General features: G+C 36.3%; 28 protein-coding genes and 2 tRNA genes. 17 read left to right on the forward strand and 13 right to left on the reverse strand.

Annotation, left to right across the window (positions count from 1 at the left end; genetic code table 11):
- Positions 1-35: 35 nt before the first annotated feature.
- Both I6U50_RS06035 and I6U50_RS06040 read left to right on the forward strand, forming a co-directional pair.
- Positions 36-392, forward strand: coding sequence for a Na(+)-translocating NADH-quinone reductase subunit F (locus tag I6U50_RS06035; RefSeq protein WP_193711540.1), 357 nt, complete (start codon positions 36-38; stop codon positions 390-392).
- Positions 393-456: 64 nt separating this feature from the next.
- Positions 457-1,470: an FAD:protein FMN transferase gene (locus I6U50_RS06040; protein WP_198638184.1), complete on the forward strand. Its 1,014-nt coding sequence runs from the start codon at positions 457-459 to the stop codon at positions 1,468-1,470.
- Here I6U50_RS06040 and I6U50_RS06045 read toward each other — a convergent pair.
- From I6U50_RS06045 to gpmI, 6 genes are read right to left on the reverse strand one after another with little or no spacing between them, the layout of a single operon-like run.
- Positions 1,467-2,234, reverse strand: a complete 768-nt coding sequence (locus I6U50_RS06045) for a class I SAM-dependent methyltransferase (RefSeq protein WP_198638185.1) — start codon at positions 2,232-2,234, stop codon at positions 1,467-1,469. The two genes, I6U50_RS06040 and I6U50_RS06045, sit on opposite strands and share 4 nt — an antisense overlap.
- 20 nt (positions 2,235-2,254) lie before the next feature.
- Positions 2,255-2,818: an HNH endonuclease gene (locus tag I6U50_RS06050; protein ID WP_198638186.1), complete on the reverse strand. Its 564-nt coding sequence runs from the start codon at positions 2,816-2,818 to the stop codon at positions 2,255-2,257.
- Positions 2,802-3,626 carry a type I methionyl aminopeptidase gene (map, locus tag I6U50_RS06055; protein ID WP_198629408.1) on the reverse strand — a complete coding sequence of 275 codons (825 nt, stop codon included), beginning with the start codon at positions 3,624-3,626 and terminating at the stop codon, positions 2,802-2,804. Before map ends, I6U50_RS06050 begins: the two co-directional genes overlap by 17 nt.
- Before the next feature lie 9 nt (positions 3,627-3,635).
- A complete protein-coding gene (locus tag I6U50_RS06060; RefSeq protein ID WP_198638187.1) occupies positions 3,636-4,043 on the reverse strand; it encodes a BT0820 family HAD-type phosphatase in 408 nt (135 codons plus the stop codon).
- A gap of 47 nt (positions 4,044-4,090) precedes the next feature.
- A complete protein-coding gene (locus I6U50_RS06065) occupies positions 4,091-4,624 on the reverse strand; it encodes a thioredoxin family protein (RefSeq protein WP_198638188.1) in 534 nt (177 codons plus the stop codon).
- Positions 4,625-4,635: 11 nt separating this feature from the next.
- Positions 4,636-6,153 carry a 2,3-bisphosphoglycerate-independent phosphoglycerate mutase gene (gene gpmI / locus I6U50_RS06070; protein WP_198638189.1) on the reverse strand — a complete coding sequence of 506 codons (1,518 nt, stop codon included), beginning with the start codon at positions 6,151-6,153 and terminating at the stop codon, positions 4,636-4,638.
- Between the two features lie 373 nt (positions 6,154-6,526).
- On the opposite strand from gpmI, the gene I6U50_RS06075 reads away from it, so the two are divergent.
- Complete coding sequence (locus I6U50_RS06075) at positions 6,527-7,273, forward strand: murein L,D-transpeptidase catalytic domain family protein (RefSeq protein ID WP_198638190.1); 747 nt, start codon at positions 6,527-6,529, stop codon at positions 7,271-7,273.
- Here I6U50_RS06075 and I6U50_RS06080 read toward each other — a convergent pair.
- From I6U50_RS06080 to I6U50_RS06090, 3 genes are read right to left on the reverse strand one after another with little or no spacing between them, the layout of a single operon-like run.
- Positions 7,270-8,907, reverse strand: a complete 1,638-nt coding sequence (locus I6U50_RS06080; protein WP_198638191.1) for a L,D-transpeptidase family protein — start codon at positions 8,905-8,907, stop codon at positions 7,270-7,272. The genes I6U50_RS06075 and I6U50_RS06080 overlap by 4 nt on opposite strands.
- Positions 8,908-8,934: 27 nt before the next feature.
- The gene (locus I6U50_RS06085; RefSeq protein WP_193711531.1) at positions 8,935-9,216 is read right to left on the reverse strand and encodes a GNAT family N-acetyltransferase; all 282 of its coding nucleotides are present in this window, start codon (positions 9,214-9,216) and stop codon (positions 8,935-8,937) included.
- Positions 9,217-9,219: 3 nt separating this feature from the next.
- Positions 9,220-9,771 carry a ClpP family protease gene (locus I6U50_RS06090; RefSeq protein ID WP_193711530.1) on the reverse strand — a complete coding sequence of 184 codons (552 nt, stop codon included), beginning with the start codon at positions 9,769-9,771 and terminating at the stop codon, positions 9,220-9,222.
- Between the two features lie 209 nt (positions 9,772-9,980).
- On the opposite strand from I6U50_RS06090, the gene I6U50_RS06095 reads away from it, so the two are divergent.
- The 4 genes from I6U50_RS06095 (at position 9,981) to I6U50_RS16005 (ending at position 10,934) form a co-directional block, all read left to right on the forward strand.
- Positions 9,981-10,053: transfer RNA gene (locus I6U50_RS06095), tRNA-Gly, on the forward strand.
- 72 nt (positions 10,054-10,125) lie between these two features.
- A complete protein-coding gene (locus I6U50_RS15995; protein ID WP_262894726.1) occupies positions 10,126-10,464 on the forward strand; it encodes a thiamine phosphate synthase in 339 nt (112 codons plus the stop codon).
- 20 nt (positions 10,465-10,484) lie between these two features.
- Positions 10,485-10,628 (forward strand): hypothetical protein, encoded by a 144-nt coding sequence (locus I6U50_RS16000; protein WP_198638193.1) that lies wholly within the window; start codon positions 10,485-10,487, stop codon positions 10,626-10,628.
- Positions 10,629-10,799: 171 nt separating this feature from the next.
- Positions 10,800-10,934 (forward strand): hypothetical protein, encoded by a 135-nt coding sequence (locus I6U50_RS16005; RefSeq protein WP_262894727.1) that lies wholly within the window; start codon positions 10,800-10,802, stop codon positions 10,932-10,934.
- Between the two features lie 69 nt (positions 10,935-11,003).
- Here the strand turns inward: I6U50_RS16005 and rho are convergent, their stop codons facing one another.
- Positions 11,004-12,671, reverse strand: a complete 1,668-nt coding sequence (gene rho, locus I6U50_RS06115) for a transcription termination factor Rho (protein ID WP_193711526.1) — start codon at positions 12,669-12,671, stop codon at positions 11,004-11,006.
- 197 nt (positions 12,672-12,868) lie between these two features.
- Here rho and I6U50_RS06120 point away from each other — a divergent pair, with 197 nt between their 5' ends.
- Positions 12,869-13,279, forward strand: a complete 411-nt coding sequence (locus I6U50_RS06120; RefSeq protein ID WP_198638194.1) for a DUF4293 domain-containing protein — start codon at positions 12,869-12,871, stop codon at positions 13,277-13,279.
- Positions 13,280-13,694: 415 nt separating this feature from the next.
- Here the strand turns inward: I6U50_RS06120 and I6U50_RS06125 are convergent, their stop codons facing one another.
- Positions 13,695-14,189 carry a metallophosphoesterase family protein gene (locus I6U50_RS06125; RefSeq protein ID WP_198638195.1) on the reverse strand — a complete coding sequence of 165 codons (495 nt, stop codon included), beginning with the start codon at positions 14,187-14,189 and terminating at the stop codon, positions 13,695-13,697.
- Between the two features lie 211 nt (positions 14,190-14,400).
- On the opposite strand from I6U50_RS06125, the gene truA reads away from it, so the two are divergent.
- Entirely contained in the window at positions 14,401-15,144 is a 744-nt protein-coding gene (gene truA, locus I6U50_RS06130; protein ID WP_198638196.1) for a tRNA pseudouridine(38-40) synthase TruA, read from the forward strand.
- Positions 15,145-16,911, forward strand: a complete 1,767-nt coding sequence (locus I6U50_RS06135; RefSeq protein WP_198638197.1) for an ABC transporter ATP-binding protein — start codon at positions 15,145-15,147, stop codon at positions 16,909-16,911.
- Positions 16,912-17,036: 125 nt separating this feature from the next.
- Here I6U50_RS06135 and cdaA read toward each other — a convergent pair whose 3' ends face one another.
- The gene (gene cdaA, locus I6U50_RS06140; protein ID WP_193711521.1) at positions 17,037-17,810 is read right to left on the reverse strand and encodes a diadenylate cyclase CdaA; all 774 of its coding nucleotides are present in this window, start codon (positions 17,808-17,810) and stop codon (positions 17,037-17,039) included.
- Positions 17,811-17,847: 37 nt separating this feature from the next.
- Complete coding sequence (folP, locus tag I6U50_RS06145) at positions 17,848-18,672, reverse strand: dihydropteroate synthase (protein ID WP_193711520.1); 825 nt, start codon at positions 18,670-18,672, stop codon at positions 17,848-17,850.
- A 117-nt stretch (positions 18,673-18,789) separates the two neighbouring features.
- Here folP and I6U50_RS06150 point away from each other — a divergent pair, with 117 nt between their 5' ends.
- The 7 genes from I6U50_RS06150 (at position 18,790) to I6U50_RS06180 (ending at position 24,182) form a co-directional block, all read left to right on the forward strand.
- Positions 18,790-19,335, forward strand: a complete 546-nt coding sequence (locus I6U50_RS06150; RefSeq protein WP_198629394.1) for a DUF1599 domain-containing protein — start codon at positions 18,790-18,792, stop codon at positions 19,333-19,335.
- 47 nt (positions 19,336-19,382) lie between these two features.
- Complete coding sequence (locus I6U50_RS06155; RefSeq protein WP_198638198.1) at positions 19,383-20,477, forward strand: BT_3928 family protein; 1,095 nt, start codon at positions 19,383-19,385, stop codon at positions 20,475-20,477.
- A gap of 137 nt (positions 20,478-20,614) precedes the next feature.
- Entirely contained in the window at positions 20,615-21,367 is a 753-nt protein-coding gene (gene tpiA, locus I6U50_RS06160; protein ID WP_198638199.1) for a triose-phosphate isomerase, read from the forward strand.
- A gap of 2 nt (positions 21,368-21,369) precedes the next feature.
- Positions 21,370-22,203 carry a 50S ribosomal protein L11 methyltransferase gene (gene prmA / locus I6U50_RS06165; RefSeq protein ID WP_198638200.1) on the forward strand — a complete coding sequence of 278 codons (834 nt, stop codon included), beginning with the start codon at positions 21,370-21,372 and terminating at the stop codon, positions 22,201-22,203.
- A 47-nt stretch (positions 22,204-22,250) separates the two neighbouring features.
- Entirely contained in the window at positions 22,251-22,520 is a 270-nt protein-coding gene (locus I6U50_RS06170) for an ATP-dependent Clp protease adaptor ClpS (protein ID WP_193711515.1), read from the forward strand.
- An 87-nt stretch (positions 22,521-22,607) separates the two neighbouring features.
- Positions 22,608-22,681 (forward strand) — tRNA-Arg (locus tag I6U50_RS06175).
- Between the two features lie 235 nt (positions 22,682-22,916).
- Positions 22,917-24,182, forward strand: a complete 1,266-nt coding sequence (locus I6U50_RS06180) for a site-specific integrase (protein WP_198638201.1) — start codon at positions 22,917-22,919, stop codon at positions 24,180-24,182.
- The last annotated feature ends 15 nt before the right edge of the window (positions 24,183-24,197 follow it).

Raw genomic sequence — 24,197 nt, forward strand, 5'->3', positions numbered from 1 at the left:
CCGCTTTTTACAGCGGGATTTTTTATTTTTGCACTATGGCGAAATTAAATGATCAGGAGTTACATAATCTTGCAATGAATATTGTGGGTAAGGAACTTGAAGAACAGGGCTATGAATTTCTTGGGGTGAATAGTGAAATACAAAAAGACCCACAATTCGTCGCTTTAAAAAACAAAAAACTTCATTTTGTAATTGTTCGTGCAATAGAATACCCACATAACCCCAAAGAGTATGATATGGCATTCCTGCAATCTATTAAAGACCATGCTATAAAATTTAAAGCCAGAACATTTTATGCAGGAGTGGGGCTTGCCAATTCTGCCGATTATGAAAAACCTGTGATGCATGGCGAAGCTTATGTGGTTAATTATGAAGGCTGGCAGGAAATTTAAGCGTATCATGCGCACTATTTAATATAACATATTCGTGGCATTCTATTTCTTCAATTTTTTATAAATGAAAAACGTAATTTTTCCCTTACTTCTTATTTTTCTACTCATTTCCTGTAAAAATAAGGCCCCCCAGGCAAATACATATACCGGAAATGCCCTTGGAACAAGCTACCAGGTAAAATATTTTTCTTCGGAAAATTTTAATATCGAAAAGGCTTTAGATTCTATTTTTGAAGTAATAAATGTTTCAATGAGCACCTACCGGGGTGATTCTGATATTTCCCGTATTAATGATACTGGTGAAGATGTGGAAGTTGATGTTCATTTCAAAAATGTATTCAACTATTCTAAACAGATTTTTAAAGAAAGCAAGGGCTATTTTGATCCAACGGTGGGTAGTTTGGTAAATGCTTATGGATTTGGGCCAGATAAGCCGCTAAATGAGCCAAACCAGACCGTTTTAGATTCTATAAGGGAATTTGTAGGTTTTGAAAAGATAAGCTTAACCGAGACGAACAGGATTAAAAAAGAAAATCCACGAATTTTTATAGATTTTAATGCGATAGCCAAAGGATATACCATAGATGTTATTGCTGAATATTTGGATGCAAATAACGTGGAAAATTATCTTATTGAACTTGGAGGAGAGTTGGGTGCCAAAGGGCAAAATCTAGAGCGAGAATCTCCCTGGATGGTCGCTATAGATAACCCACAACAAACCGGGGAGAAACGTGCTTTGCAAACCGTAGTGGCTTTAAATAACAGGGCAATGGCAACATCGGGTAACTATAGAAAATTCAGAATAGACAGTCTTACGGGGAATCGCTATGTACACACTATAAATCCCTTAAACGGCAAAGCTGAAAAAAGCAATTTGCTTAGCGCATCTGTACTTGCTGAAAACTGTACCCTGGCCGATGGCTACGCCACCGCTTTTATGGCATTAGGCTATGAAAAATCTTTAGAAATGCTGGAAGAACTTGATAATGTAGATGTGTATTTTATTTATGTAGATGATGCGGAAAGTATTCGGGTTTTTACTTCAAACGGATTTGAGGAAGCTTTGGTAGAAGATTAATTTTTATAACAAACCGGAATAACTTCTCCTTTGGCAAGACGGTATTTATCTATTGTTTCAGTAGATAATTGTTTGGTATAGTCAACTTCTTCAACCTTAAAACCAATGCTTCTTAATTTATCAAAATAGTCTCTGCCGTAAATTCTTACGTGATCGTATTGCCCAAAAATACGTTCCCGTTCTTCTCTATCAGTAATAGAATTATCTTCAAAAGTATTTTTCCGATTTAAATCCTGCGGAATTTGAATTATAGCTGTTCCGCCCGGTTTTAGGACCCTGTAAAGTTCCTGCATGGCCCTGTTATCGTCTGGAATATGTTCTAAAACATGGTTGCAGAGAATAAAATCAAATTCATTCTCTTTAAAAGGTAAATCACAAATATCTGCCTTTACATCGGCTAAAGGTGAATTTAAGTCGGTCGTTGTGTATTCCAGGTTTTTAAGCTTTCTAAAGCGTTTATAAAACGCCTGCTCGGGTGCAAAATGTAAGACTTTAAAGTCTTTACTGAAAAAATTAGTTTCATTTTTTAAATAAAGCCAAAGTAGACGGTGTCTTTCCAGGGAAAGGGTAGAGGGGGAAAGTACATTTTCACGCTGCTTGATATACCCATAGGGCAAAAATTTAGAAAAGCTTTTGCCGTCTATAGGATCGGTATATTTACTTCCGCGAAGCAAATACTTAAAAAATGGTTTTACCCAATAGCTTAATTTTATTAGGACAGGGCGGGGTACAGTATTTAAAACTACTTTAAAAAGTTTACTCATTTAAAGATTTATAAAGCGGTTTATACTTTAATGTCACCCCAGTTTTCACCAGATTTTATACGATAAAGTTGCATTTCTGAAACTCCAAACTGCTTAGCCAATACCTTAATTCTTGTTTTTCTTTTAGGATCTAAAAGTTTCTTTTTTAGAACCACTGCCTGGGCATAGGTGAGTTTAGAATAGGTTACTACCTGACGTAACTTTCTTTTTCGTTTATTTTCTTTTACCAATGGGCTGTTATGCTGGTGTTTTACCCATTCGTCTGGCGTGGTCCAGGCCAGGTTTTCTACACGATTGTCGTCTTTCTTAAAGTTTTTATGAATTACATATTTGTGCTCTTCTTTTTTTGTAAGAAAAAGTTCAGCTACAATACGATGTAAATAGTAGGCTTTGTGCTTTCCGTTTTGCAGTCTGGGAGAAAAGCTGGTGTAGCCATTGGTGCGGCCTCCATTTATTAGTTCTCCTTCCGGGTATTGCACGTAGCTAATTATTCTTCCATAATTAGATACTTCGTACACAAAACGATCCTGCCATTCTTCTTTATGGAGTTTTTTCCATATTTCGCCCCTATAATTCTTTATCATGGGCTTTTGCTTTAAACTCATCTTCTTCATCACTTTCAATCCCTAAAGCTTCATAAATATAATCAAAGGTAGATAATAATTGTGGTTTGCCATTTACTAGCGCCACATCATGTTCAAAATGCGCACTGGCTTTATTGTCGGCTGTTAAAATAGTCCAGCCATCTGGTAATTGTTTAATTCTTTTGGTTCCGAGGTTTATCATAGGTTCAATGGCTACAACCATTCCTTCCACAAATTTTTTCCCTCTTCCGCGTTTTCCATAGTTTGGCATTTCAGGATCCTCATGCATGGTAGCTCCAAGGCCGTGCCCTACCAATTCCCTTACCACACCATAGCCACGGTCTTCTGTGTACTTTTGAATGGCATAACCAACATCTCCTACCCGGTTTCCTGCTTTAAACTCCCTTATTCCTACATAAAGTGATTCTTTAGTAGTTTTTAAGAGATCTTTTATTTCTTGTTTTACCTCACCAACTTCAAATGTATAAGCATGGTCACCGTAAAATCCGTTTTTTAGAGCACCACAATCTATAGAAATAATATCGCCTTCCTGCAAAGGGGTGTCATTGGGTATACCATGTACTACCTGGGCATTTGGGCTCATACAAAGCGAATTTGGGAAATCGTACATTCCTAAAAAGCCCGGTTCGGCACCGTGGTCACGAATAAATTCTTCTGCCATCTTATCAAGCTCTAAGGTGCTAATGCCGGGTTTAATATGGGGTGCAAGCATTCCCAGGGTTTTTGACACAATTAATGCGCTTTCCCGCATTAATTCAATTTCTTCAGGGGTTTTGGTGATTATCATATTCGTTATTTAAAATCGGCCTAAAAATCCGAATTTCTTCTTTTGTTTTTTGGGTTCGCTAAAAATCCTTCGGTCTTTTAACCTTTGATATATTTCACCCCATCCCCACATGCCACCAATATTCCTATCATCTATAAAAATATCGGCCAGGATTTTTCTACTTATAGTCTGGTCCAAAACTTCTTCGGGATAGCTTTTGTTTACTGCATAAAATGTTATACCATTTTTCTTGCAAAACTTTACGGCTTCCTCTAGTTTATCTTCGGCTCTGTATGTCCATAAAATGAGCCTATGGCCATCTTCCTGCAGCTTTTTTAGCGTTTCAAATGCAAAGAGTTTTGGTTTTCCTATCTCAGGATACTTATTCTCTACAATTGTTCCGTCAAAATCTACGGCTATGGTTAACGTATGGGGCATGGTGCAAAATTAATAAGATTAACCGAATATCTATTCTTAGACTCCTATTATTCGGAGTAAGGGTCTGTGTATTCTTTATCTTCTACTATTGCAGCAATATCTTCCTCCAGACTTTTTATAGAATATTCTACAAAACGATTTACCTCTTTTCCATCTTTTAAAAATACAATGGTGGGTACGCGATGAATATTATATTCTTCGTCTAAATTGCCTGGTGCCTTTTTTCTATAATTTACCGCTATACTTGTAAGCTTTTCTTTATCGAACTCTACTAGATCCAATAGCTTGAAGAATTTTGGTACTTCATAGCGGCTGTCGCCACACCAGGTGCCCATAAAGAGAAGGATTTCATATTCGGCTATGTTTTCCTTTATCGCTGCTAAGCTTTCTTTTTTGGGCTCATAATTTTCGTAACCCGGGGTAAACCATCTTGAATAAGGCAGTTTTTCCAGATCGGCTTTGGTGAATTCACCTAAAAGCATTTTTTGTGAATTTATGTTTTCTGGTAGCTTTGTTTCCTCTAAAACTTCTCCTGTAGCTAGAAAAATTCCAAAAAACACTAACAATATTTTATTAAGCATTCATCTCGTTTTTAAATTAGTGGATCTTCAGTCATCACTTCAGGCTGCTCTATGCCCATTAGCTTCAGGACTGTTGGTGCAATATTTCCAAGCTTGCCACCCTTAATAGACTTTACATCCTTATCTAATAAAATTAAAGGCACCGGACTAGTGGTGTGAGCGGTATTTGGACTCCCATCTTCATTAATCATTATCTCACTATTTCCGTGATCTGCAATTATAATAACAGAATAACCATTCTCCTGGGCGGTTTCGGCAACGTCTTTTGCGCATGAGTCTACAGTTTCACAAGCCTTTACAGCAGCGTCAAACACACCGGTGTGGCCTACCATGTCTGGGTTGGCGAAATTCAGGCAAATAAAATCAGCCGATTCTTGTTTGAGTTCAGGAATAATTTTATCCCTAATTTCAAAAGCACTCATTTCCGGCTGAAGATCGTAAGTGGCTACTTTAGGTGAGTTGCACATTAAGCGTTTTTCACCTTTAAAGGGTTTTTCACGACCACCGCTAAAGAAAAATGTAACGTGAGGATACTTCTCGGTTTCAGCAATCCTAATTTGCTTTTTACCCATATATTCCAGTACTTCCCCCAGGGTAGACTTAATATTGTCTTTTTTGAAAACTACATTTATGCCTTCAAAACTATCGTCGTATTTAGTAACTGTTACGTAATATAAAGGCATTTTCTTCATATTGTATTCAGGGAAGTCATCCTGTGTTAAAGCCTGTGTAAGCTGCCTGCCACGGTCTGTCCTGAAATTAAAGAAAATAACTACTTCCTTTTCTTTTAAAGTAGCCACCGGTTCACCGGCATCATTGGTCATTACAATAGGCTCTATAAATTCATCGCTTACATTATTTTTATAACTTTTAGCAATGGTATCTGTTGCATTGGTAGATTTTGTGCCTTCTCCTTTGGTTATAAGATCGTAGGCTTTTTTTACCCTTTCCCAACGCTTATCGCGGTCCATGGCATAGTAACGTCCAATTACGGAAGCTAATTTTCCATTCGTTTTCTCCAGGTGTTGCTCTATTTCTTCAATAAAACCTTTTCCTGAATGCGGGTCTACATCACGGCCATCGGTAAAAGCATGTACATATTTTTCTTTAACACCAAATTCTTCCGCAGCTGATAATAATCCTTTTAAGTGATTTATATGGGAATGTACTCCACCATCACTTAAAAGCCCCATAAAATGAATAGGCTTATTATTTTTTATAGCATAATTAAAAGCTTCCTCCAATACGGGTTCATCTTTTAGGGTATTTTTTTCTACGGCCATGTTAATTTTTACCAAATCCTGGTAAACAATACGGCCGGCACCAAGGTTCATATGTCCTACTTCGCTATTTCCCATTTGTCCGTCTGGCAACCCAACCTGCATGCCGTCGGTGCGTAGTTCGGCGTGGGGATAATTCTCCAGGATATTATCCATAAAAGGAGTATTTGCTTTGGCAATAGCTGAAACGTCTGGGTTTTGCGTAATTCCCCATCCGTCTAAAATCATTAGTAGGACTTTCTTATTCATAATATTAGTTAATTTGGGGATAAAGATAAAAACAAATTGCCGGTATGCTAAACCCATCCCAAATAATGTTTTCCTAAATCTTGTTTTAGAATCTTCCTGGTAGCCTTTTGATATCTAATTTTTAATACCACACTCCCATTAAGTTTTAAAATTTTAACACTAAATATTTTATTTTGGAATACTTTTTTATGCTATCTATCGTTCTTTAAAAAATGCTGATTTTGAATATAGTCTGCTGAAAATTAATTCTATAGGTTGTGAAATGTTAAAATTTATGATCTAAAAGCTTAATTTCTAGATTAAAGAGAATATTTTGTAAGTTGGCATTACCTTTGGAATAATTTAAGAGAATATTAATTATAAAACAACGTGTATGATTTATAGACTTCTGACTGTATTTAGCGTTTTAACCTTCTCTTTCGCTTTTACAACCACAGATGATTTAAAAACTAAACTTACTTCTTCAAAAACTGAAGCAGTTTTTGCTTCGATTCCGGAAAACGGTAAAAATTTAAGTTTTGAAGCAAAAGTCGCTAATCTTTACAATGAATTTTCTACAAATAATATCAGTATTCCTACCATGCCGGTTTTTTCAAAGGCAATAAAAGGCTATGACCAATTAGAAGAAACAGGAAAAGTAGGTAAGAAAATACTTACCGTGATAGATTTCGGTCTTTCCTCTACTAAAAAAAGAATGTGGATTATGGATATGGAAACAAAAAAAGTATTGTTTAATACTTATGTTTCCCACGGAAAAAATACCGGTGGTGAGTTTGCTACCAAATTTTCAAATACTGTAAACTCCCTGCAAAGTTCACTTGGTTTTTATGTTACTGCCGAAACTTATTATGGTAGAAATGGGCTTTCACTTTTTATAGATGGTATGGAAAAAGGCTTTAATAGTAATGCGCGTAAGCGTTATGTTGTAATTCACGGGGCAGATTATGCCGAGCCAAATTTTATTGACAAAATTGGAAGATTAGGAAGAAGTTATGGTTGCCCTGCGGTTCCCAACACTATTGCTAAAGAAGTTATAGATACTATTAAAGAAGAATCGGTAGTTTACATTCATAAAAATAACAAAGAATACCTTGAGAAATCTACGCTATTAAATAGTTAGTTTTTAGTGAGTAATTTATAGATGGCAGCATCTCTTTTGTAGACATCTTCTGCAAAACGGGTGCTGCCGTTTTCATTCCAGACGGTCCAGTACAGATGGTGCACATTTACCTGCTGGGTAATCTTAATAGTAGTGGTTTTTCCCGAATTTAAAATTTCTTCAATTTTCTTGTCGTCATATTTTGGTTGGTCGCTTAGTAACATTTTTGCCAGCTCTAAAACATCCTGTACCCTAACACAACCCGAACTTTGTGCCCTTAAATTTTTATTGAAAAGCGATTTGGAAGGTGTGTCGTGTAAATAAATCATATATTCATTGGGGTAGATAATTTTTACTAAACCCAATGGATTGGTAAGCCCCGCTTCCTGTCTAAAAGTATAGGCTTTTACTTTAGAAGAAGACCAATCTATCTCATGCGGGCTCATTTTTTGACCACTTCGGTTAAAAATGCTAAAGTTTTTCCTAAGTATATAATCAGGGTCTTTGGTTGCTGCGGGAATGACATCTTTAGTTTTTATGGTAGGGGGAATCGTCCAGGTTGGATTGTAAACAATATGTTCTACTCTATCAGAGAAAACCGGGGTTTTCCTGGCCTCGGTGCCCACCATAGTACGATGTGTAGCCAGTGTATCTCCGTTTTTCACCAGGTGCAAACGATAGTTGGCAATATTAACAATAATATATTGATCACCCAGGTCTTTGGGATACCAACGCCAGCGTTCCAGGTTTACTAAAATTTGTTCCAGTCTATCCTGGTAGGTTTTATTTAGTGTTTTAATGGTGCCTGCGCCAATAACACCATCGGTTTCAATGCCATATTTCTCCTGAAATTTCTTTACAGCATTTTGTAGCGAGTCGTTGTATGTAATAAGACTATCGTCAATTTCCCGCTCCCAGTAGCCTAATTGTTTTAAACGCTTTTTTATATCGGGAATTCGATTATCTTTTTCATTTAGTTTTATACTTGCTCCTTCTTCAGAAATAAATACCGGATTTTCTTCTGTTTTTACGAGCTCCCGGTATTTCTTTAAACTTCGTTTTAAGCCTTTGTAAACTTCGTGTTTAGGTATTACAGAATCTATAGCTGCCAAAATATTGTTTTGGTCAACCCCGTATTTTAAAAGGCCCTGTAGATCTACTTTATTGTTTTCTACTCCCCAAATATCATAAATTTCTTTAGGGTTTAATTTTCCCGAATTATAATCTGAAGTTAGCTTTAAAAAAGCATCAGTGAGGACAATTTCGGTTAAACTACGTTCTTTATCATCTATTCCCGATAGATTGGCGAGCGATTTATTTAAATAATCTAAATGATAATCTTCAGGTTCCAGGCCCTCTTCTGTAGCTCTTTCTATGCCTCTGTAAAGATCTTCCCTAAGTGTCCTATCTGTCCAAATGGGTTTGTAGTTGCGTTTGGAGTAAATAGAATCCAATAAATCCTTATACTGCAATTTTATGGTGCCAGCCGCTATGGGCAGGGAAGAAAACCTTTCGGCAATTAAATCGGCCGAAGCTAATTTTTCAACCACTACAGCTTCTTCCTCTTTCGAAGTTTCAATTCCCGGTTCCCTGTCTTCTTTACAAGAAAATAATAACAATAAATTAAGTAGGATTAATAAATGGGAGAGCTTCATAAAAGAGGAAAAAGTTAGTGTTTTTAGTTAGGCCCTTACATCGCTGTAAGACTTATTTCTGTCAAATTGTACTTCGGCGAACGGGCAAAGCGGTTCTATTTTATAATTGTTTTCGCGGGCAAAGGCTACACTATGTTCCAATAGCCTGGTGGCAATACCCTGGCCTTCCAGCTCTGGTCTAACTTCGGTGTGGTCTATAACAATAATATCTCCCGATTTTTTCTGATAGGTTAGCTCGGCGAAAATTCCTTTTTCATCTTTTATAAAGAACATTCCGCGGCTGTCGTTTTCGCGATGTTGAATATCCATATATTATTTTTTGAAAATACCGTCAACAATTCCATAGTCTAAAGATTCCTGGGCATCCATCCAGTAATCCCGGTTAAAATCTTTAAGGATCTTTTCGGGCGTTTGTCCGCAATTTTCAGCCAGAATATTTGCACTTAATTCGCGGGTCTTTAGAATTTCGTTGGCCTGAATTTCAATATTTGAAGCCTGACCTCGCGCACCACCCATAGGTTGGTGTATCATTACTTTCCCGTGAGGTTGAATAAATCTTCTGCCTTTGGTTCCGCCTGAAAGTAAAATAGATCCCATAGAAGCAGATAAGCCGGTACAAATAGTAGAAACCGGGCTTTCCAGACTTTGCATGGTGTCGTAAATGGCAAACCCATCGGTTACATACCCACCGGGGCTATTAATAAAAAACTGGATTTCATCATTGCCCTGCATATCAAGATAAAGCAGCCTGTCTATAACGTGTTTGGCCGATTTGTCGTTTACTTCACCCCAAAGAAATATTTTGCGTTCTTCAAGGAATTTTGCGTCTATTAGGTCCTGGGTTTTACCGGGTTTATTACTCATAAGAAATTGATTTTAGATATGTTCTGTTAGAAGCCTAAAAATAAGATTTATTTGTGGGAACACTTGTTTTTTAATTCTCCATTTAACAAGAATTTATCGCATAAACTTATTTTATGACTGAATATTAATTAAATAGGCCTGTAGTGTCGAAAAAGTTTAATTTTCCTTTGGAGTTTGAGTAGTTTAAACTTTATATTTGCACCATAAAGGCGGGAGTAGCTCAGTTGGTAGAGCGTCAGCCTTCCAAGCTGAATGTCGCCGGTTCGAACCCGGTCTCCCGCTCAAAGCAAGAAACCTCAACAAAACGTTGGGGTTTTTTTATGCGAAAAAACGCCGAAAACATCGCTTGTAGCATTGTGGGATAACTTTAAAGGGCTGGAGAATATACCGGAATTCATCGATAAAATATGTGACATTTGTAAACCTAAGAGCGTCCCGGTATTGCTCAATAACAGGTGGGAGCTTTTAAAAGCTACAAAAGCCGATGGGATACATTTTGATGAAATTCCATCTAAGTACAAAACGATAAAAAAGTCGATTTCCGAAAAATCGCTGGTGGGTTTAATCTGTAATAAAGATCTGGAAATAATTGAATGGGCAATTAACAATCAACTGGATTATATTTCATTTTGTCCCATATTTCCTTCCTCAACCAGTATCAGTTGTGAGCTAGTTGATTTTAAGGTGATTTAAAAGCAAGTTCGCTAATCCAAATGCCTATTTTTTTAGCAGGAGGTATAAAGCCGGAAAATATCAAATTACTTAGAAAATTAGACTTTGATAGTGTAGCGGTTATTTCGGGAACTAAGGGGGGCAAAAATCCTAGTGCCGCCGTGCAAGATTATTATTCAGAATAAAAAAATAAACAATGAAAACGAGTACAATAAATAAATTGTGCTGTCCTTTTTGATAAAAACGATTTAAAACTTACTGAAGTCGCTAAAGATGTAGAAGGGAAGATTAAAGAGGGCTTTATAAGCTGTAAAAAGTGCAAGCGTATTTACCCGATAATAAAAGGGATTCCAATAATGAACCCCGATGAATACCGCGAACTTAAATTGGAAGTCCCACTTATAGATAAATGGAGTAAACAAAATGGAAAGACAATAGAAAATTTTAGGCTGGTAGATACTGAGGTTACCGCTAAAAGTTTGAAAAATTAGATTTTTGAGAGCATAAAAAAATCCGGAAACCAAAAGCTTCCAGATTTTTTTAGTTTTAATACAAAGGCTTTATCCATTCATAGAAATTAAAAACTCTTCATTATTTCGGGTTTGCTTAATCCTATCGTTAATAAATTCCATCGCTTCAATAGGGTTCATATCGGCAAGATATTTACGCAATACCCACATTCTTTGTATGGTATTGTCGTCAAGCAATAAGTCGTCGCGGCGAGTACTTGAAGAAGTAAGGTCTATGGCAGGGAAAATTCTACGATTAGCAATTTTTCGGTCTAATTGCAGTTCCATATTTCCTGTTCCTTTAAATTCTTCGAAAATTACTTCGTCCATTTTAGAGCCTGTATCGGTAAGGGCGGTAGCAATTATTGACAAAGAACCACCGTTTTCAATATTTCGGGCGGCACCAAAGAAACGTTTTGGTTTGTGTAGTGCGTTAGCATCAACACCACCACTTAATACTTTACCACTTGCCGGTTGCACGGTATTATAAGCGCGCGCCAAACGAGTAATAGAATCTAAAAGAATCACTACATCGTGCCCACATTCTACCAGGCGTTTTGCTTTTTCTAAAACAATGTTGGCAACCCTTACGTGCTCGTGTGCTTCTTTATCGAAAGTAGAAGCTACTACTTCCCCACGCACATTACGCTGCATATCGGTAACCTCTTCCGGGCGCTCATCAATAAGTAAAACTATTTGATAAACTTCAGGATGGTTTGCTGCAATTGCGTTGGCAATATCTTTAAGCAGCATGGTTTTACCGGTTTTGGGCTGGGAAACAATCATTCCACGTTGGCCTTTTCCAATTGGGGAAAAGAGGTCCATAATACGGGTAGATAGGCTGCTTTGCTTTTCGGCAATATTGAATTTTTCCTTAGGGAATAGTGGGGTTAAGTGTTCAAAAGAAACACGGTCTCTCACTACCTGCGGATCCAATCCATTAATTTTATTGATCTTAATTAAGGGAAAGTATTTTTCACCTTCTTTTGGGGGTCTTATTTGCCCTAGTACAGTATCTCCTGTTTTTAAGCCAAACAAACGAATTTGCGATTGGGATACATAAATATCGTCGGGAGAAGTGAGGTAATTGTAGTCTGAAGATCTTAAGAAGCCATAATTGTCTTGCATAATATCCAGTACACCTTCACTTTCAATAATAGCATCAAACTCATAATCAGGTTCGCGGTAGCGGTTTCGGCTATCACGGTTACCTGTTTCACGATTGTTACTTTTATTGCGGGTATCTTTCTTATGGTCGCGGTGGCTGCCCTTCTGGTTTTTAGAAGAAGCGTCATCTCTTGTTTCCCTTGGTTTTTGCTCCGTTTTTTTGCTTTCCCTTGCTTTAGAAGATGCCTCTTCTTTTTTGGGAGAATCATTTTTATTGGGAGTATGGGAATCTTTTTTTGTAGGTCGGGTGTCTTTGTTTTCTGCAGCTGTGGCAGTACTTGGAGGTTTTTTATTGCTTCCTATTTTACCTGTTTTCTTGGCCTTTGGCTTTTCCGAAGATTTATCAGGAGCTTTACCTTTTGGAGATTCCTCCTTTTTAGTGTCGTCTGTAAGTGCTTCTTTCGCCTTTTTAGGGTTGGCGGCCTGATAGTCCAGGATTTGATATACCAGATCTAATTTTTTTAAAGTCCTGAACTTTGGGACGTTTAAAGATTTAGCGATATCCTGCAACTCAGGAAGCTTTTTAGCTTTTAATTCTGAAATTTCAAACATGGATAATTAAAAATAAATTTGTGTTTGGGTTGATTGTTGAACTTCGCGAGGAAGAATCGAAAAAAATTTGGAGACTTAAGTAACCTGTTTTGAATTGGTTACGAAATGTTCCTGCAAGTATACAACTTTATTTTAATATTTTAAATAGCATTTTTAAAAAGAATCTTTATTTTTGTTCGCGAATTTCACTGAAAGGTATGTTACAAAGAATTCAAACTATATATTTGCTTATAGCTATTATTGTAAGTGGCGGGTTAATCTTTGCTTTCTCACTATGGGAAAATTCTGAGGGTGTTGCCCAATATGCGCAAGATTATATTATGGTTTTTATTGCATTTATAGCTTCAGCTTTCTTATCTTTGGTGAGTATTTTTATGTTCAGAAATAGAAAGCTTCAATTTGTGTTGGGGCGTTTAAATATCTTATTAAACTTTTTTTTACTAGGAGTGTTTGTTTATTGGTCGCTAAGCTTACCTGGAGAAATGGATATTTCAGAGAAGGGTATTGGGATGTTTCTTCCAATCATTTCTATCGTTTTTCTTGTTTTGGCCAACAAGGCCATTAAAAAGGACGAAGATCTCGTAAAATCTGTAGACCGATTACGATAAGCCTATCATCTTAGTAGTATTAGTGCGTGAAAACCCGAAGTGAAAACTTCGGGTTTTTTAGTTTTTGCAAGTATGAGTGTATGAAATAATGAATATAGCAGCGTAAAAAATTAGCCACGAATCCGCGAATATTTAGAATTTCAATGATTTTTAGGCTTAGAAAACTGATCTTAACTGATTAATTCACCTAAATTCTATCACATATCAAAGATCAAGAACATTTTCTGGGTTTTGAAGTTTTTAATTGTCATAAAATTAATGCATTACAAATTTCGTTAACCATAGCGACGATGGGGTGTAGTAATCTTTTGATATCGGGTTCCATTGTGCCTCCATCTTAATGACACAGTCTTTCTATTTGCATACTGCCCATTGAGACTGCTCACTGAGACTGCCTACTGCCTACTGAGACTGCCTACTTACTTTTTAATTCTATTACTTCTAAATCCTTGATTTCCCCTGCATCAATTTTAAATCTAAGCATAGTACGTTTCTTATGAAATCCGTGCTTTCCTGCAGCTCCCGGATTCATATGAAGTAAGCCCAGGCTTTTATCGTTCATAACTTTTAAAATATGGGAATGCCCACTAATAAAAAGTTTAGGCGGATTTCTTTTAATTTCTTCCCTAATGGCAGGTGAGTATTTGCCCGGGTAACCGCCAATATGGGTAATCCAAACATCTACACCTTCGCAATTAAAGCGTTGATGGAGTGGGAACTCCTTCCTTATTTCTGCATCATCAATATTGCCATAAACTGCCCTTAAGGGTTTTACTTTTTTTAACTCATCGGTAATATCGGTAATGCCAATATCACCGGCGTGCCATATCTCATCGGCTTCTGCTGCATAATGTAAAATTCTTTCATCTATATGGCTATGGGTATCACTAAGTAATAATATTTTTTTCAAATCGGGGATTGTTTTTATTGGCACCGCCAGAGGGTATAATATCCCTGGGCTTGCCTTTAAATTAAAAATTTGTTTCCAACGAATACCTCGTAGGCTTGCCCAGAGGTAGTTTACTTTTAGAATCATTTTGAAAGCAATGCCTTCAAAGGATTTCAGCTTCTAATAAATGCCTTATCTTTGCAGCTTGCAAATATAAAAATAAAGAACTCTGTTGAGGTATTTTTTAGAATTGGCATATTTTGGAAAAGCGTATCACGGCTGGCAAAATCAACCTAACGCAATTTCTGTTCAGGAAGAGGTAGAACGAGCGCTTTCGGTTGTTTTTCAGCAAAAAACGCCTATAGTTGGTGCCGGCAGAACAGACGCCGGTGTACATGCTAAACAGATTTTTGCGCATTTTGATGTTGATAAAGAACTCAAAAAAGAAACTTTTGTCTTTAAAATGAATTCTTTGCTTCCGGCAGATATCGCTATAAAGGATATTTATACGGTAAAGGCTGATGCGCACGCACGGTTTGATGCTTTAAGTAGGAGTTATGAATATCATATCGTTCAGCATAAAGATCCATTTTTAGAAGATAGAAGCTATTTTTTAAAAAATGAACTAGATGTTGATAAAATGAACAGGGCAGCCAAAATCTTAAAGGATTATACTAACTTTAAGTGTTTTTCGAAGTCTAAAACCGATGTAAAAACCTATAATTGCAAGATTACTGAAGCGGTTTGGAAAACTGAAAATGGCGTGTTGGTTTTTTATATTTCAGCCGACAGATTTCTTAGAAATATGGTACGTGCAATTGTAGGAACTCTATTGGAAATAGGTTTTGGTAAACAACCGGTAGAACATATGCACCAGGTTATAAAAAGTGAAGATAGGAGTAAGGCAGGAACTTCGGTGCCTGCAAAAGCATTATACCTTACCAGGGTTACTTATCCTGAAATAGTAATAAATTAAATGGCATCTAAAACAGGTAACGCATTCGATTTTGATTTGTTTAAGCGCTTGCTTAAATATACCAACCCTTATAAAGTAACTTTTTACTTTGTGGCGGTTGCTGCTATTTTACTTTCATTCTTTGCAGTTTTAAGGCCTTATTTATTAAAGGTTACTGTAGATGATGCTATTACCCCACAAAATTATGATAACCTCGTTTTTTATGTAGGCTTAATGGCCGGGGTTTTATTGCTGGAGGTTATTTTTCAGTTTCTATTTGTGTATTTCGCCAACTGGTTAGGGCAGGAAGTGGTGAGGGACCTTCGGGTTAACCTCTTTAAACATATGCTCAATTTTAAAATGACTTATTTTGATAAGTCGGCAGTTGGGCGTTTGGTAACTCGTGCGGTAAGCGATATAGAGACTATTGCCAGTATTTTTAGCCAGGGCCTTTTTATGATTATTAGCGACATTTTAAAAATGTTGGTGGTAATAGGCTTTATGTTTTACCAGAGTTGGCAGTTAACCTTGCTGGTTTTAACGGTACTTCCTTTAATTATGTATGCTACGCGTATATTTCAGAAGAAAATGAAAATAGCTTTTGAGGAAGTAAGAACGCAGGTTGCCAATCTTAATACGTTTGTGCAGGAGCGAATTACGGGAATGAAAATCGTACAACTTTTTACCCGTGAAAAAGCTGAATATAAGAACTTTAAAGAGATTAATGATAAGCACCGAAATGCCTGGGTGAAAACTGTTTGGTACAACTCTATTTTCTTTCCTATTGCTGAAATGGCTACATCGGTAACTATTGGTTTAATTGTTTGGTTTGGAGGTTTAAGGGCAGTTGCAGACGACGGAATTACCCTGGGGGTAATTATTGCTTTTGTGGAGTTATCTCAGTTGTTATTTAGACCCTTACGCCAAATTGCCGATAAGTTTAATACTCTACAAATGGGAATGGTTGCTGCCAATAGGGTTTTTGGAATTTTAGATACAGAATCTTCTATAAGCAATGAAGGTAAAATTGAAGTAAACGATCTAAAGGGCGATTTGGAATTTAAAAATGTACGATTTAGTTATACTGCCGATGAAGAAGTTTTAAAAGGAATATCGTTTAAAGCCAATGCCGGCGAAACTATAGCTATTGTGGGGGCTACCGGGGCAGGAAAGTCTACAGTAATTAATTTGCTGAATCGTTTTTATGAAATAGACAGTGGGCAAATTTTGGTAGATGGTATTGATATTAAAGATATCACACTAGAATCTTTACGATCTGAAATAGCGGTAGTGTTGCAAAATGTCTTTCTTTTTGCCGATACAATTTTAGCTAATATTAACCTCAGTGATCCTAATATTACTGAAGAAGATGTAATTAATGCGGCTAAACAAATAGGGATTCACGATTTTATTAAGACGCTGCCCAATGCTTATCATTATAATGTTAAAGAACGGGGAGCCATGTTGTCTTCAGGGCAAAGGCAGCTTATTTCATTTTTGCGGGCCTATATGAGCAATCCCAGTATTTTAATTTTAGACGAAGCTACTTCTTCGGTAGACACTTATAGCGAACTACTAATTCAGGAAGCAACCGATAAAATTACAAAAGGAAGAACTTCTATAGTGATAGCACATAGGTTGGCCACTATTAAAAAAGCCGATAAAATTATGGTGATGGATGCCGGTGAAATTGTAGAAATTGGAACGCATACCGAATTGCTAAAGAAGAAAGACGGTTATTATAAAAACCTGTATGAAGTTCAGTTTATTGCTGAAGAAAGTCTTTGAAAGAAAGGGTTATTCATAGGTAAACTCTCGAGCAAATGCCTGGGGAGCTTTTTTTGGGATAACCCCTATCACAATAATAGCGATTATATAGACTTTAGGGCGCTGCCTTAAATTGGAGGTAAAACTTATAGCAAATCTTCTTTTATTCGGTCTACCAGTTCGTCTGTGCTTTCAAACATTACAAATTCGCCATCTCTTACGTAAGAGATTTGCCCGGTTTCTTCACTTACAACAAGAGCTAGTGCATCGGTCTTTTCGGTAATTCCAACAGCTGCACGGTGACGTAATCCAAATCTAAGCGGGATAGACCTATCATTAGAAACAGGTAAAATTACCCGGGTAGCGGTAATTTTATTGTCTTCTATAATCATGGCACCATCGTGAAGAGGTGAGTTTTTGTAGAAAATAGATTCTATAATAGGTTGGTTTAGTTCAATATTCATATCGTCACCAGAGTTTTTAACAAAATCCAGTTTCGTGCTTTTTTGAATAATGATTAATGCACCCGTATAACTATTTCCCATGGCTTCACATGCCGAAATAATAGCATCTACATTTGTGCTGGTTTCTAAATCGCCTTTTAAAAACCTAAGTTGCGTAAAGAATTTTCCCTTTTGTGTAAAATTTGTGGAACCTATCATTAGAAGAAATTTTCTTATTTCCTGTTGAAATACCACAATTAAAGCGAACATTCCCACACCTATAAATTCACCAAGAACACTGCTTAACATCTCCATTTGAAGCACTTCGGTAAGGCTTCCCATAAGATATATAATCACGATACCTATAAAGATATTTACAGCAACCGTTCCTTTTACCAGTTTATATAAATAATATAATAGAAGGGCTACAAATACAATATCCAGTATATCGAGAAAACGAAGATTAATGATATCCAAATTAGTGGGGTTTTTTGTAAAAATAGAAAATATGCTGTTACTTATTAAGCTCTGCAAATAATTTAGCGCATTCCACTGCTTCTTTTACATCGTGAACCCTTAGAATATTGGCACCTTTGCTAAGTGCTATACTGTTTAAGAAAGTGGTGCCGTTTAAAGCCTCTGCTGCCGAAATTTTTAAAGTTTTATAGATCATAGATTTTCGTGATAGCCCCGCGAGTAGAGGCAATTCTAAATTTTTAAAGAGTTCCATTTTTGAAAGCAACTTAAAATTTTGGCCAATATCTTTGGCAAAACCAAAGCCCGGGTCTATAATTAGGTCGTTTATTCCCAGTGCCCTGGCGGCATGTATCCTTTCTGAAAAGTAAAAAAGTATATCCTGTAATAAATCTTCATATTGATTAAGGTCTTTCATAGTTTGTGGGGTACCGCGCATATGCATCATAATATAAGGCACCTGGTATTTGGCTACTGTTTTCATCATTTCATCATCCAGGTGGCCGGCAGAAATGTCGTTAATCATGGCTGCCCCGGCTTCAATACTTTGCCTGGCCACATTTGCCCGAAAAGTATCTACAGAAATCAGTGTTTCGGGGAAATGTTTTAAAATATTTTCAAGAGCCGGCAGCACTCGGTTTAGCTCTTCTGTTTCTTCAACTTTGGGCGCTCCCGGGGGGGTGCTATAGCCACCAACGTCAATAAAATTTGCTCCATCTTTCAGCATTTTCTCTACCTGCTTAAGAATATCTTTTTCCGAAGTTTTTCGACTTTCGGCATAAAAAGAATTGGGAGTGGTATTTATAACTCCCATTATTTTAGGTTGATTTAGGTCTACAAGCCTGCCTTTACAATTTATGGTCATTTTTTAATTGTTTTACTGGGATTTTCAGGAATTCGAAATTAATAGCTTAGAAATTATAAACTGCGGTTTTAGTATCTGAAATATTTGCACGAAATTTACGCAAATTAGATTTCTTTTATGCAGAATACCTCAAAACAGTATGACGCGGTGGTGGCTACCTGTCGCAGTTTGTTTATCAATAAGATGAAAGATTATGGAAGTGCCTGGCGAATTCTTAGACTTCCATCGCTTACCGACCAGATTTTTATAAAAGCCCAGCGCATAAGAAAACTTCAGGAAAATGGGGTGAGGAAAGTAGATGAGGACGAAAAATCTGAATTTATAGGCATTATTAATTACGCCATCATGGCTTTAATTCAATTAAAAAAGGGCGTAGTTGCCCAGCCCGATCTTGACGTGGAAACAGCAACAAAGCTTTATGATGAAAATATTGCTGAAACCAAGGCTTTAATGATGAATAAAAATCATGATTATGGAGAAGCCTGGCGTGATATGCGGGTTAGTTCTCTAACCGATCTTATTATTCAAAAACTATTACGGGTTAAGCAAATTGAAGATAATAAAGGGAAAACCCTGGTAAGTGAAGGGATTGATGCAAACTACCAGGATATGATTAATTACTCCATTTTTGCAATGATCCTTATAAACGAGAGTGAAGCCTAGTTTTTTATAACTTGGGCAGGGAATAATAGTATTTTAAACAAAGCAACATGAAATTATTAGTAGGGGTTTCCAGAGTATTGGTTGGTGTATTATTTATTTTTTCAGGATTTATAAAACTCAACGATCCGCTGGGATTTTCTTATAAGTTGCAGGAATATTTTAGCCCTGAAGTTTTAGGGCTTGATTTTTTGGTACCGTTTTCTTTGGTAATTGCCATAGTTTTAGTGGTATTTGAACTGGTGTTGGGAATTATGCTTTTAATTGGTTACCTGCCTAAATTTACGGTGTGGAGTTTACTTTTAATGATTGTTTTCTTTACGTTCCTAACGTTTTATTCAGCTTATTTTAATAAGGTTACAGATTGCGGATGTTTTGGGGATGCCATTCCCTTAACGCCCTGGCAGTCTTTTATAAAAGATGTAATTTTACTTGTTCTTATCCTTATTCTTTTCTTTAATAGAAAGTTAATTAGCCCGGTTTTGAATCCCATTTCCCATAGATGGATCATCTTTTTATCTTTTATGCTTTCATTTTGGTTTTGTTATCACGTATTGATGCATTTACCGGTTTTTGATTTTAGAGCCTATAAAATTGGAAATAATATTCAGGAGCTAATGGAAGTTCCCGAAGATGCCCAAAAGGCAGTCTATGAATATGAATGGACTTTTAAGCATAATGGGGAAGAAATAATACTTGTTACAGATGGCACTTACCCTACGCAGGAAGGTGAATTTATTGGGGTAGAAACTACTATGATTGAAGAAGGTTATGTGCCGCCAATTCAGGATTTTGAAATTGAAGCAAATGGCGAGGATATTACTTCTAAAATCTTAAGTGCTGAAAAACTTTTTATGATAATAGCTTACGATTTGGAGCATACAGAGAAAGAAGGTTTTAAAGCAATACAACAATTGGCTAAAGAGGCAGAAGGTAAAGACTACCAAATTATTGGCTTAACAGCTTCAAATAATGAAAATCAGCAACAAATAATAGATAAATTTAAACTTGATTTCGAGTTTTATCAGGTAGATAAAAAGGCTTTGCAAACCATGGTGCGATCTAATCCAGGAATTATGGTATTGGAACGTGGTACAATTACACAGAAAAAACATTGGTTTGACGCTGCTGATATAGAATTGTAAGTTATTCGCGATATTTTTTACATTTTTTGTAAAAAGCCAATCTTCATTCGGCTAGTGCTTAGCTATGTTTATACTTATCAATATATTTGTAGGTGAACGGATTTTTACCGCAGAAATATAAAAATCAACTAAAAATTATGAGAAAAAAGATAGTAGCCGGAAACTGGAAAATGAACAACGATCTTGCTGAAACCCAGGAGTTGCTTTCACATTTAAAAATGCAATTGGTAAAAGAGCCTGAGACCGAAGTTATGGTAGCACCAGCTTTTACAAATTTGTATTCAGCTTTTGAGAGCTTAAAAGATACGCAGGTACAAGTTGTGGCGCAAAACATGCACCAGGCAGAAAATGGGGCCTACACAGGTGAAGTTTCAGCTAAAATGCTAAAAAGTATTGGGGTAGATACGGTAATTTTAGGCCATAGTGAACGTCGTGCCCATTTTGGGGAAACCAATGAGATACTTGCCGAAAAAGTAAATGCAGCCCTAAAAAGTGGAATGAAAATTATTTTCTGTTTTGGAGAAGAACTTGCAGACAGAAAGAGTGATAAGCATTTTGACCTGGTAGCAAAACAGCTTCAGGAAAGCCTATATCAAATTTCAGATTCAGATTGGGAAAATGTAGTTTTGGCCTACGAACCTGTTTGGGCTATTGGAACCGGAGAAACCGCTTCTCCAGAACAAGCACAGGAAATGCACGCTTTTATCAGAAAGAATATTTCAGATAAATTTAATGACGAAATCGCGCAAAATGTATCTATTCTATACGGAGGTAGTGTAAAACCCGCAAACGCCAAAGAGATCTTTGCAAAAGAAGATGTAGACGGCGGACTTATTGGTGGAGCCAGCCTTAATGCAGTAGATTTTGTTGAAATTATAAATGCTTTTTAATTATGTCTTCTAATTATCTCGAATTCAGGTTCAAAATAGCGCCTCTGCAGCCTGCTTCAGAAATTCTTGTGGCAGAGCTGGGTTACTTAGGGTTTGAGAGTTTTGTAGAAGAAGAAGACGGCATAACTGCTTATATCCCTGCCGAGGAATACGAAGATGATCTCCTGGCAGGGGTTCATATTTTACAATCGGAAGAATTTGAAATCACCTATTCAAAGGGAGAAATAGAACAGGTGAACTGGAATGAAGAGTGGGAAAAGAATTTTAATCCTATTATGGTAGATGATATCTGTAGTGTTAGAGCTCCTTTTCATCCCGCTCCCGAGGTAGAATATGATATTATTATAGAGCCCAAAATGTCTTTTGGAACCGGGCATCACGCCACTACGCACATGATGATTCAGCATATTTTAAAAAATAACTGGGATGATAAAACGGTACTTGATATGGGATGTGGGACCGGTGTGTTGGCCATTCTTGCAAGTTTAAAAGGTGCAAAATTTGTAGATGCCATCGATATTGATAATTGGTGTTATCAAAATACCCTGGAAAACGTTGATAGAAATGATTGTGACAATATTAATGTTGAAGAGGGCGGGGCCGAGTTATTGCAGGATAGAAAGTACGATATGATTCTTGCTAATATAAATAGAAACATTCTACTTAGGGATATTCCTGTTTATATAGATTGCCTTACAGAAAAAGGGGGGCTTTTTTTAAGTGGATTTTATGAAGAGGATATTCCGATAATTAAAGAGGCCTGTGTGGAGAATGGACTAACATATATAGAGCATTTTGAAAGGAGTAATTGGGTGGCGGTTAAGTTTGTAAAATAATATTTTATAGATAATTTGTATATTTGAGGCCTTAAAATTTAATGGAGATGAGCACGAAAGAGGAAGTATTAGAAGAGGTGAAGACCACCACGCAGAAGGAAAATGAGATCATACTTTATAATGATGATTACAACACTTTTGATCACGTAATAGAGACTTTAATTTATGCTTGTGAGCATACACCGGTACAGGCTGAGCAATGTGCTATTCTAGTGCATTATAAAGGAAAGTGTACGGTTAAAACTGGCTCTTTTGATGATTTAAAGCCCAGATGTTCTAAATTATTGGAAGAAGGTTTAAGTGCAGAGATTATTTAATTTAAAAAAATCTGGTTTTTGTTTTTAGATTGTAAAAATAATAATATATTTGCAGCCGCTTATCCACATAGGAAAAGCAAGTTTAAAGGCCTTGTGGCGCAACTGAATAGCGCACCTGATTACGGCTCAGGAGGTTCCAGGTTTGAATCCTGGCAAGGTCACTCTTAAGATTAACAAATCTTATCAAAACCGCGCAAATCTTATGATTAGCGCGGTTTTTTAGTTTTTGGTCTTTCATTTAATTTTATTAAATTTAAAATGAAATGAGAACTAAAAGGTTACCTTAAATTTTAAATGTAACCTAAGGTTACATTTAAATTGAAAACTTATTTTTGAACTTGTATTGTTGATTTGACTTCATCTGAATATTAAATGTTGAATTTAAAGATGACAGCAATGCGAACTAAAAACACATTTTCAGTACATTTTTGGGTGAAACCTACAAATGAAAAGGTCAACAAAGGAATTATCTATGCCAGAATAACTGTGAACCAAAGAAGGGTCCTTGTCAGTTTAAAGCGTAAAATTTCATTTGATTTATGGGATTCTTCGAGAAAGAAGGTAAAGGGAACTTCTTCTAAGGCAAAACAAATAAATCACTATTTGGATTCTACTAAATCCCGAATTTTCCAGTGTTATCAGGATTTAAATTCAAGTGGTAAGAAAATTACTGCCCAGCTAATTAAAGCTACTTACCTTGGAGAGGATGAGAATTCTAAATCACTTCAGGATCTTATAGATTATCATTCCAGAAAAATTGAACACACCTTAACTCCAGGAACTATTAAAAACTTCAAAATAACTGAAGGTTATATTTTTAAATTTTTAAAGACAGAAAAAAAGACAACTGATGTTTATATAAGAGAATTGAATTATAAGTTTCTCTGCGATTTCCAGGATTTTCTGAGTTCATATTATCCGAAAGGGCATCCAAAAGCTATGGGGCATAATACTATTATGAAGCATATTCAGCGTTTGCGGAAAATGGTTACACTAGCCTTTAATATGGAATGGATAGATAAAGACCCTTTTAGACGATGGAAAAATACTTTTGAGAAAAAAGATCGAGAATTTTTATCGGCTAATGAATTATCAAACCTGGAAACTTATGAGTTTCCAGTAGATAGATTGGATCGGATAAGAGATCTATTCGTTTTTAGTTGTTATACCGGTATAAGCTATGTGGATATAATGAAACTAACCTCAGATAATATATTCAAAGGAATTGATGGCAATAACTGGATTATTACAAAGAGGCAAAAGACTAAAACACCTATTAAAGTTCCACTACTGGAACCTGCTTTAGAACTAATCAAAAAGTATGAGAATAACCCAATGACTATTGTAACTGGCACCTTGTTACCTAAAATTACTAATGAAAAATTAAATGTCTATTTAAAAGAAGTTGCTATTCTTTGTGGAATAAAGAAGAATTTAACCTTTCATATGGCCAGGCATACCTTTGCGACCACAGTAACTTTAAGCAATGGTGTGCCAATAGAAACAGTTTCAAAACTCTTAGGACATACCAAGATTTCTACGACTCAAATTTATGCAAGAGTTTTAGAAAACAAAGTAAGTCAGGATATGAACGCTTTACGCGAAATTCTAAAAAAGAAACAGAAAGACAGTACTTCGGAAAATCCGAATCTGGCATCTTAGAAATTAATTAATAAG

This window comes from Salegentibacter maritimus (genome assembly GCF_016236975.1).
In the GTDB taxonomy this organism is placed as follows: Bacteria; Bacteroidota; Bacteroidia; order Flavobacteriales; family Flavobacteriaceae; genus Salegentibacter; species Salegentibacter maritimus.

Coding starts and splice junctions, on each gene's coding strand:
- I6U50_RS06035 (WP_193711540.1), top strand. CDS start 36: ATGGCGAAATTAAATGATCAGGAGTTACATAATCTTGCAATGAATATT.
- I6U50_RS06040 (WP_198638184.1), top strand. CDS start 457: ATGAAAAACGTAATTTTTCCCTTACTTCTTATTTTTCTACTCATTTCC.
- I6U50_RS06045 (WP_198638185.1), bottom strand. CDS start 2,234: ATGAGTAAACTTTTTAAAGTAGTTTTAAATACTGTACCCCGCCCTGTC.
- I6U50_RS06050 (WP_198638186.1), bottom strand. CDS start 2,818: ATGATAAAGAATTATAGGGGCGAAATATGGAAAAAACTCCATAAAGAA.
- map (WP_198629408.1), bottom strand. CDS start 3,626: ATGATAATCACCAAAACCCCTGAAGAAATTGAATTAATGCGGGAAAGC.
- I6U50_RS06060 (WP_198638187.1), bottom strand. CDS start 4,043: ATGCCCCATACGTTAACCATAGCCGTAGATTTTGACGGAACAATTGTA.
- I6U50_RS06065 (WP_198638188.1), bottom strand. CDS start 4,624: ATGCTTAATAAAATATTGTTAGTGTTTTTTGGAATTTTTCTAGCTACA.
- gpmI (WP_198638189.1), bottom strand. CDS start 6,153: ATGAATAAGAAAGTCCTACTAATGATTTTAGACGGATGGGGAATTACG.
- I6U50_RS06075 (WP_198638190.1), top strand. CDS start 6,527: ATGATTTATAGACTTCTGACTGTATTTAGCGTTTTAACCTTCTCTTTC.
- I6U50_RS06080 (WP_198638191.1), bottom strand. CDS start 8,907: ATGAAGCTCTCCCATTTATTAATCCTACTTAATTTATTGTTATTATTT.
- I6U50_RS06085 (WP_193711531.1), bottom strand. CDS start 9,216: ATGGATATTCAACATCGCGAAAACGACAGCCGCGGAATGTTCTTTATA.
- I6U50_RS06090 (WP_193711530.1), bottom strand. CDS start 9,771: ATGAGTAATAAACCCGGTAAAACCCAGGACCTAATAGACGCAAAATTC.
- I6U50_RS16000 (WP_198638193.1), top strand. CDS start 10,485: ATGCCTATTTTTTTAGCAGGAGGTATAAAGCCGGAAAATATCAAATTA.
- I6U50_RS16005 (WP_262894727.1), top strand. CDS start 10,800: ATGAACCCCGATGAATACCGCGAACTTAAATTGGAAGTCCCACTTATA.
- rho (WP_193711526.1), bottom strand. CDS start 12,671: ATGTTTGAAATTTCAGAATTAAAAGCTAAAAAGCTTCCTGAGTTGCAG.
- I6U50_RS06120 (WP_198638194.1), top strand. CDS start 12,869: ATGTTACAAAGAATTCAAACTATATATTTGCTTATAGCTATTATTGTA.
- I6U50_RS06135 (WP_198638197.1), top strand. CDS start 15,145: ATGGCATCTAAAACAGGTAACGCATTCGATTTTGATTTGTTTAAGCGC.
- folP (WP_193711520.1), bottom strand. CDS start 18,672: ATGACCATAAATTGTAAAGGCAGGCTTGTAGACCTAAATCAACCTAAA.
- I6U50_RS06150 (WP_198629394.1), top strand. CDS start 18,790: ATGCAGAATACCTCAAAACAGTATGACGCGGTGGTGGCTACCTGTCGC.
- I6U50_RS06155 (WP_198638198.1), top strand. CDS start 19,383: ATGAAATTATTAGTAGGGGTTTCCAGAGTATTGGTTGGTGTATTATTT.
- tpiA (WP_198638199.1), top strand. CDS start 20,615: ATGAGAAAAAAGATAGTAGCCGGAAACTGGAAAATGAACAACGATCTT.
- prmA (WP_198638200.1), top strand. CDS start 21,370: ATGTCTTCTAATTATCTCGAATTCAGGTTCAAAATAGCGCCTCTGCAG.
- I6U50_RS06170 (WP_193711515.1), top strand. CDS start 22,251: ATGAGCACGAAAGAGGAAGTATTAGAAGAGGTGAAGACCACCACGCAG.
- I6U50_RS06180 (WP_198638201.1), top strand. CDS start 22,917: ATGCGAACTAAAAACACATTTTCAGTACATTTTTGGGTGAAACCTACA.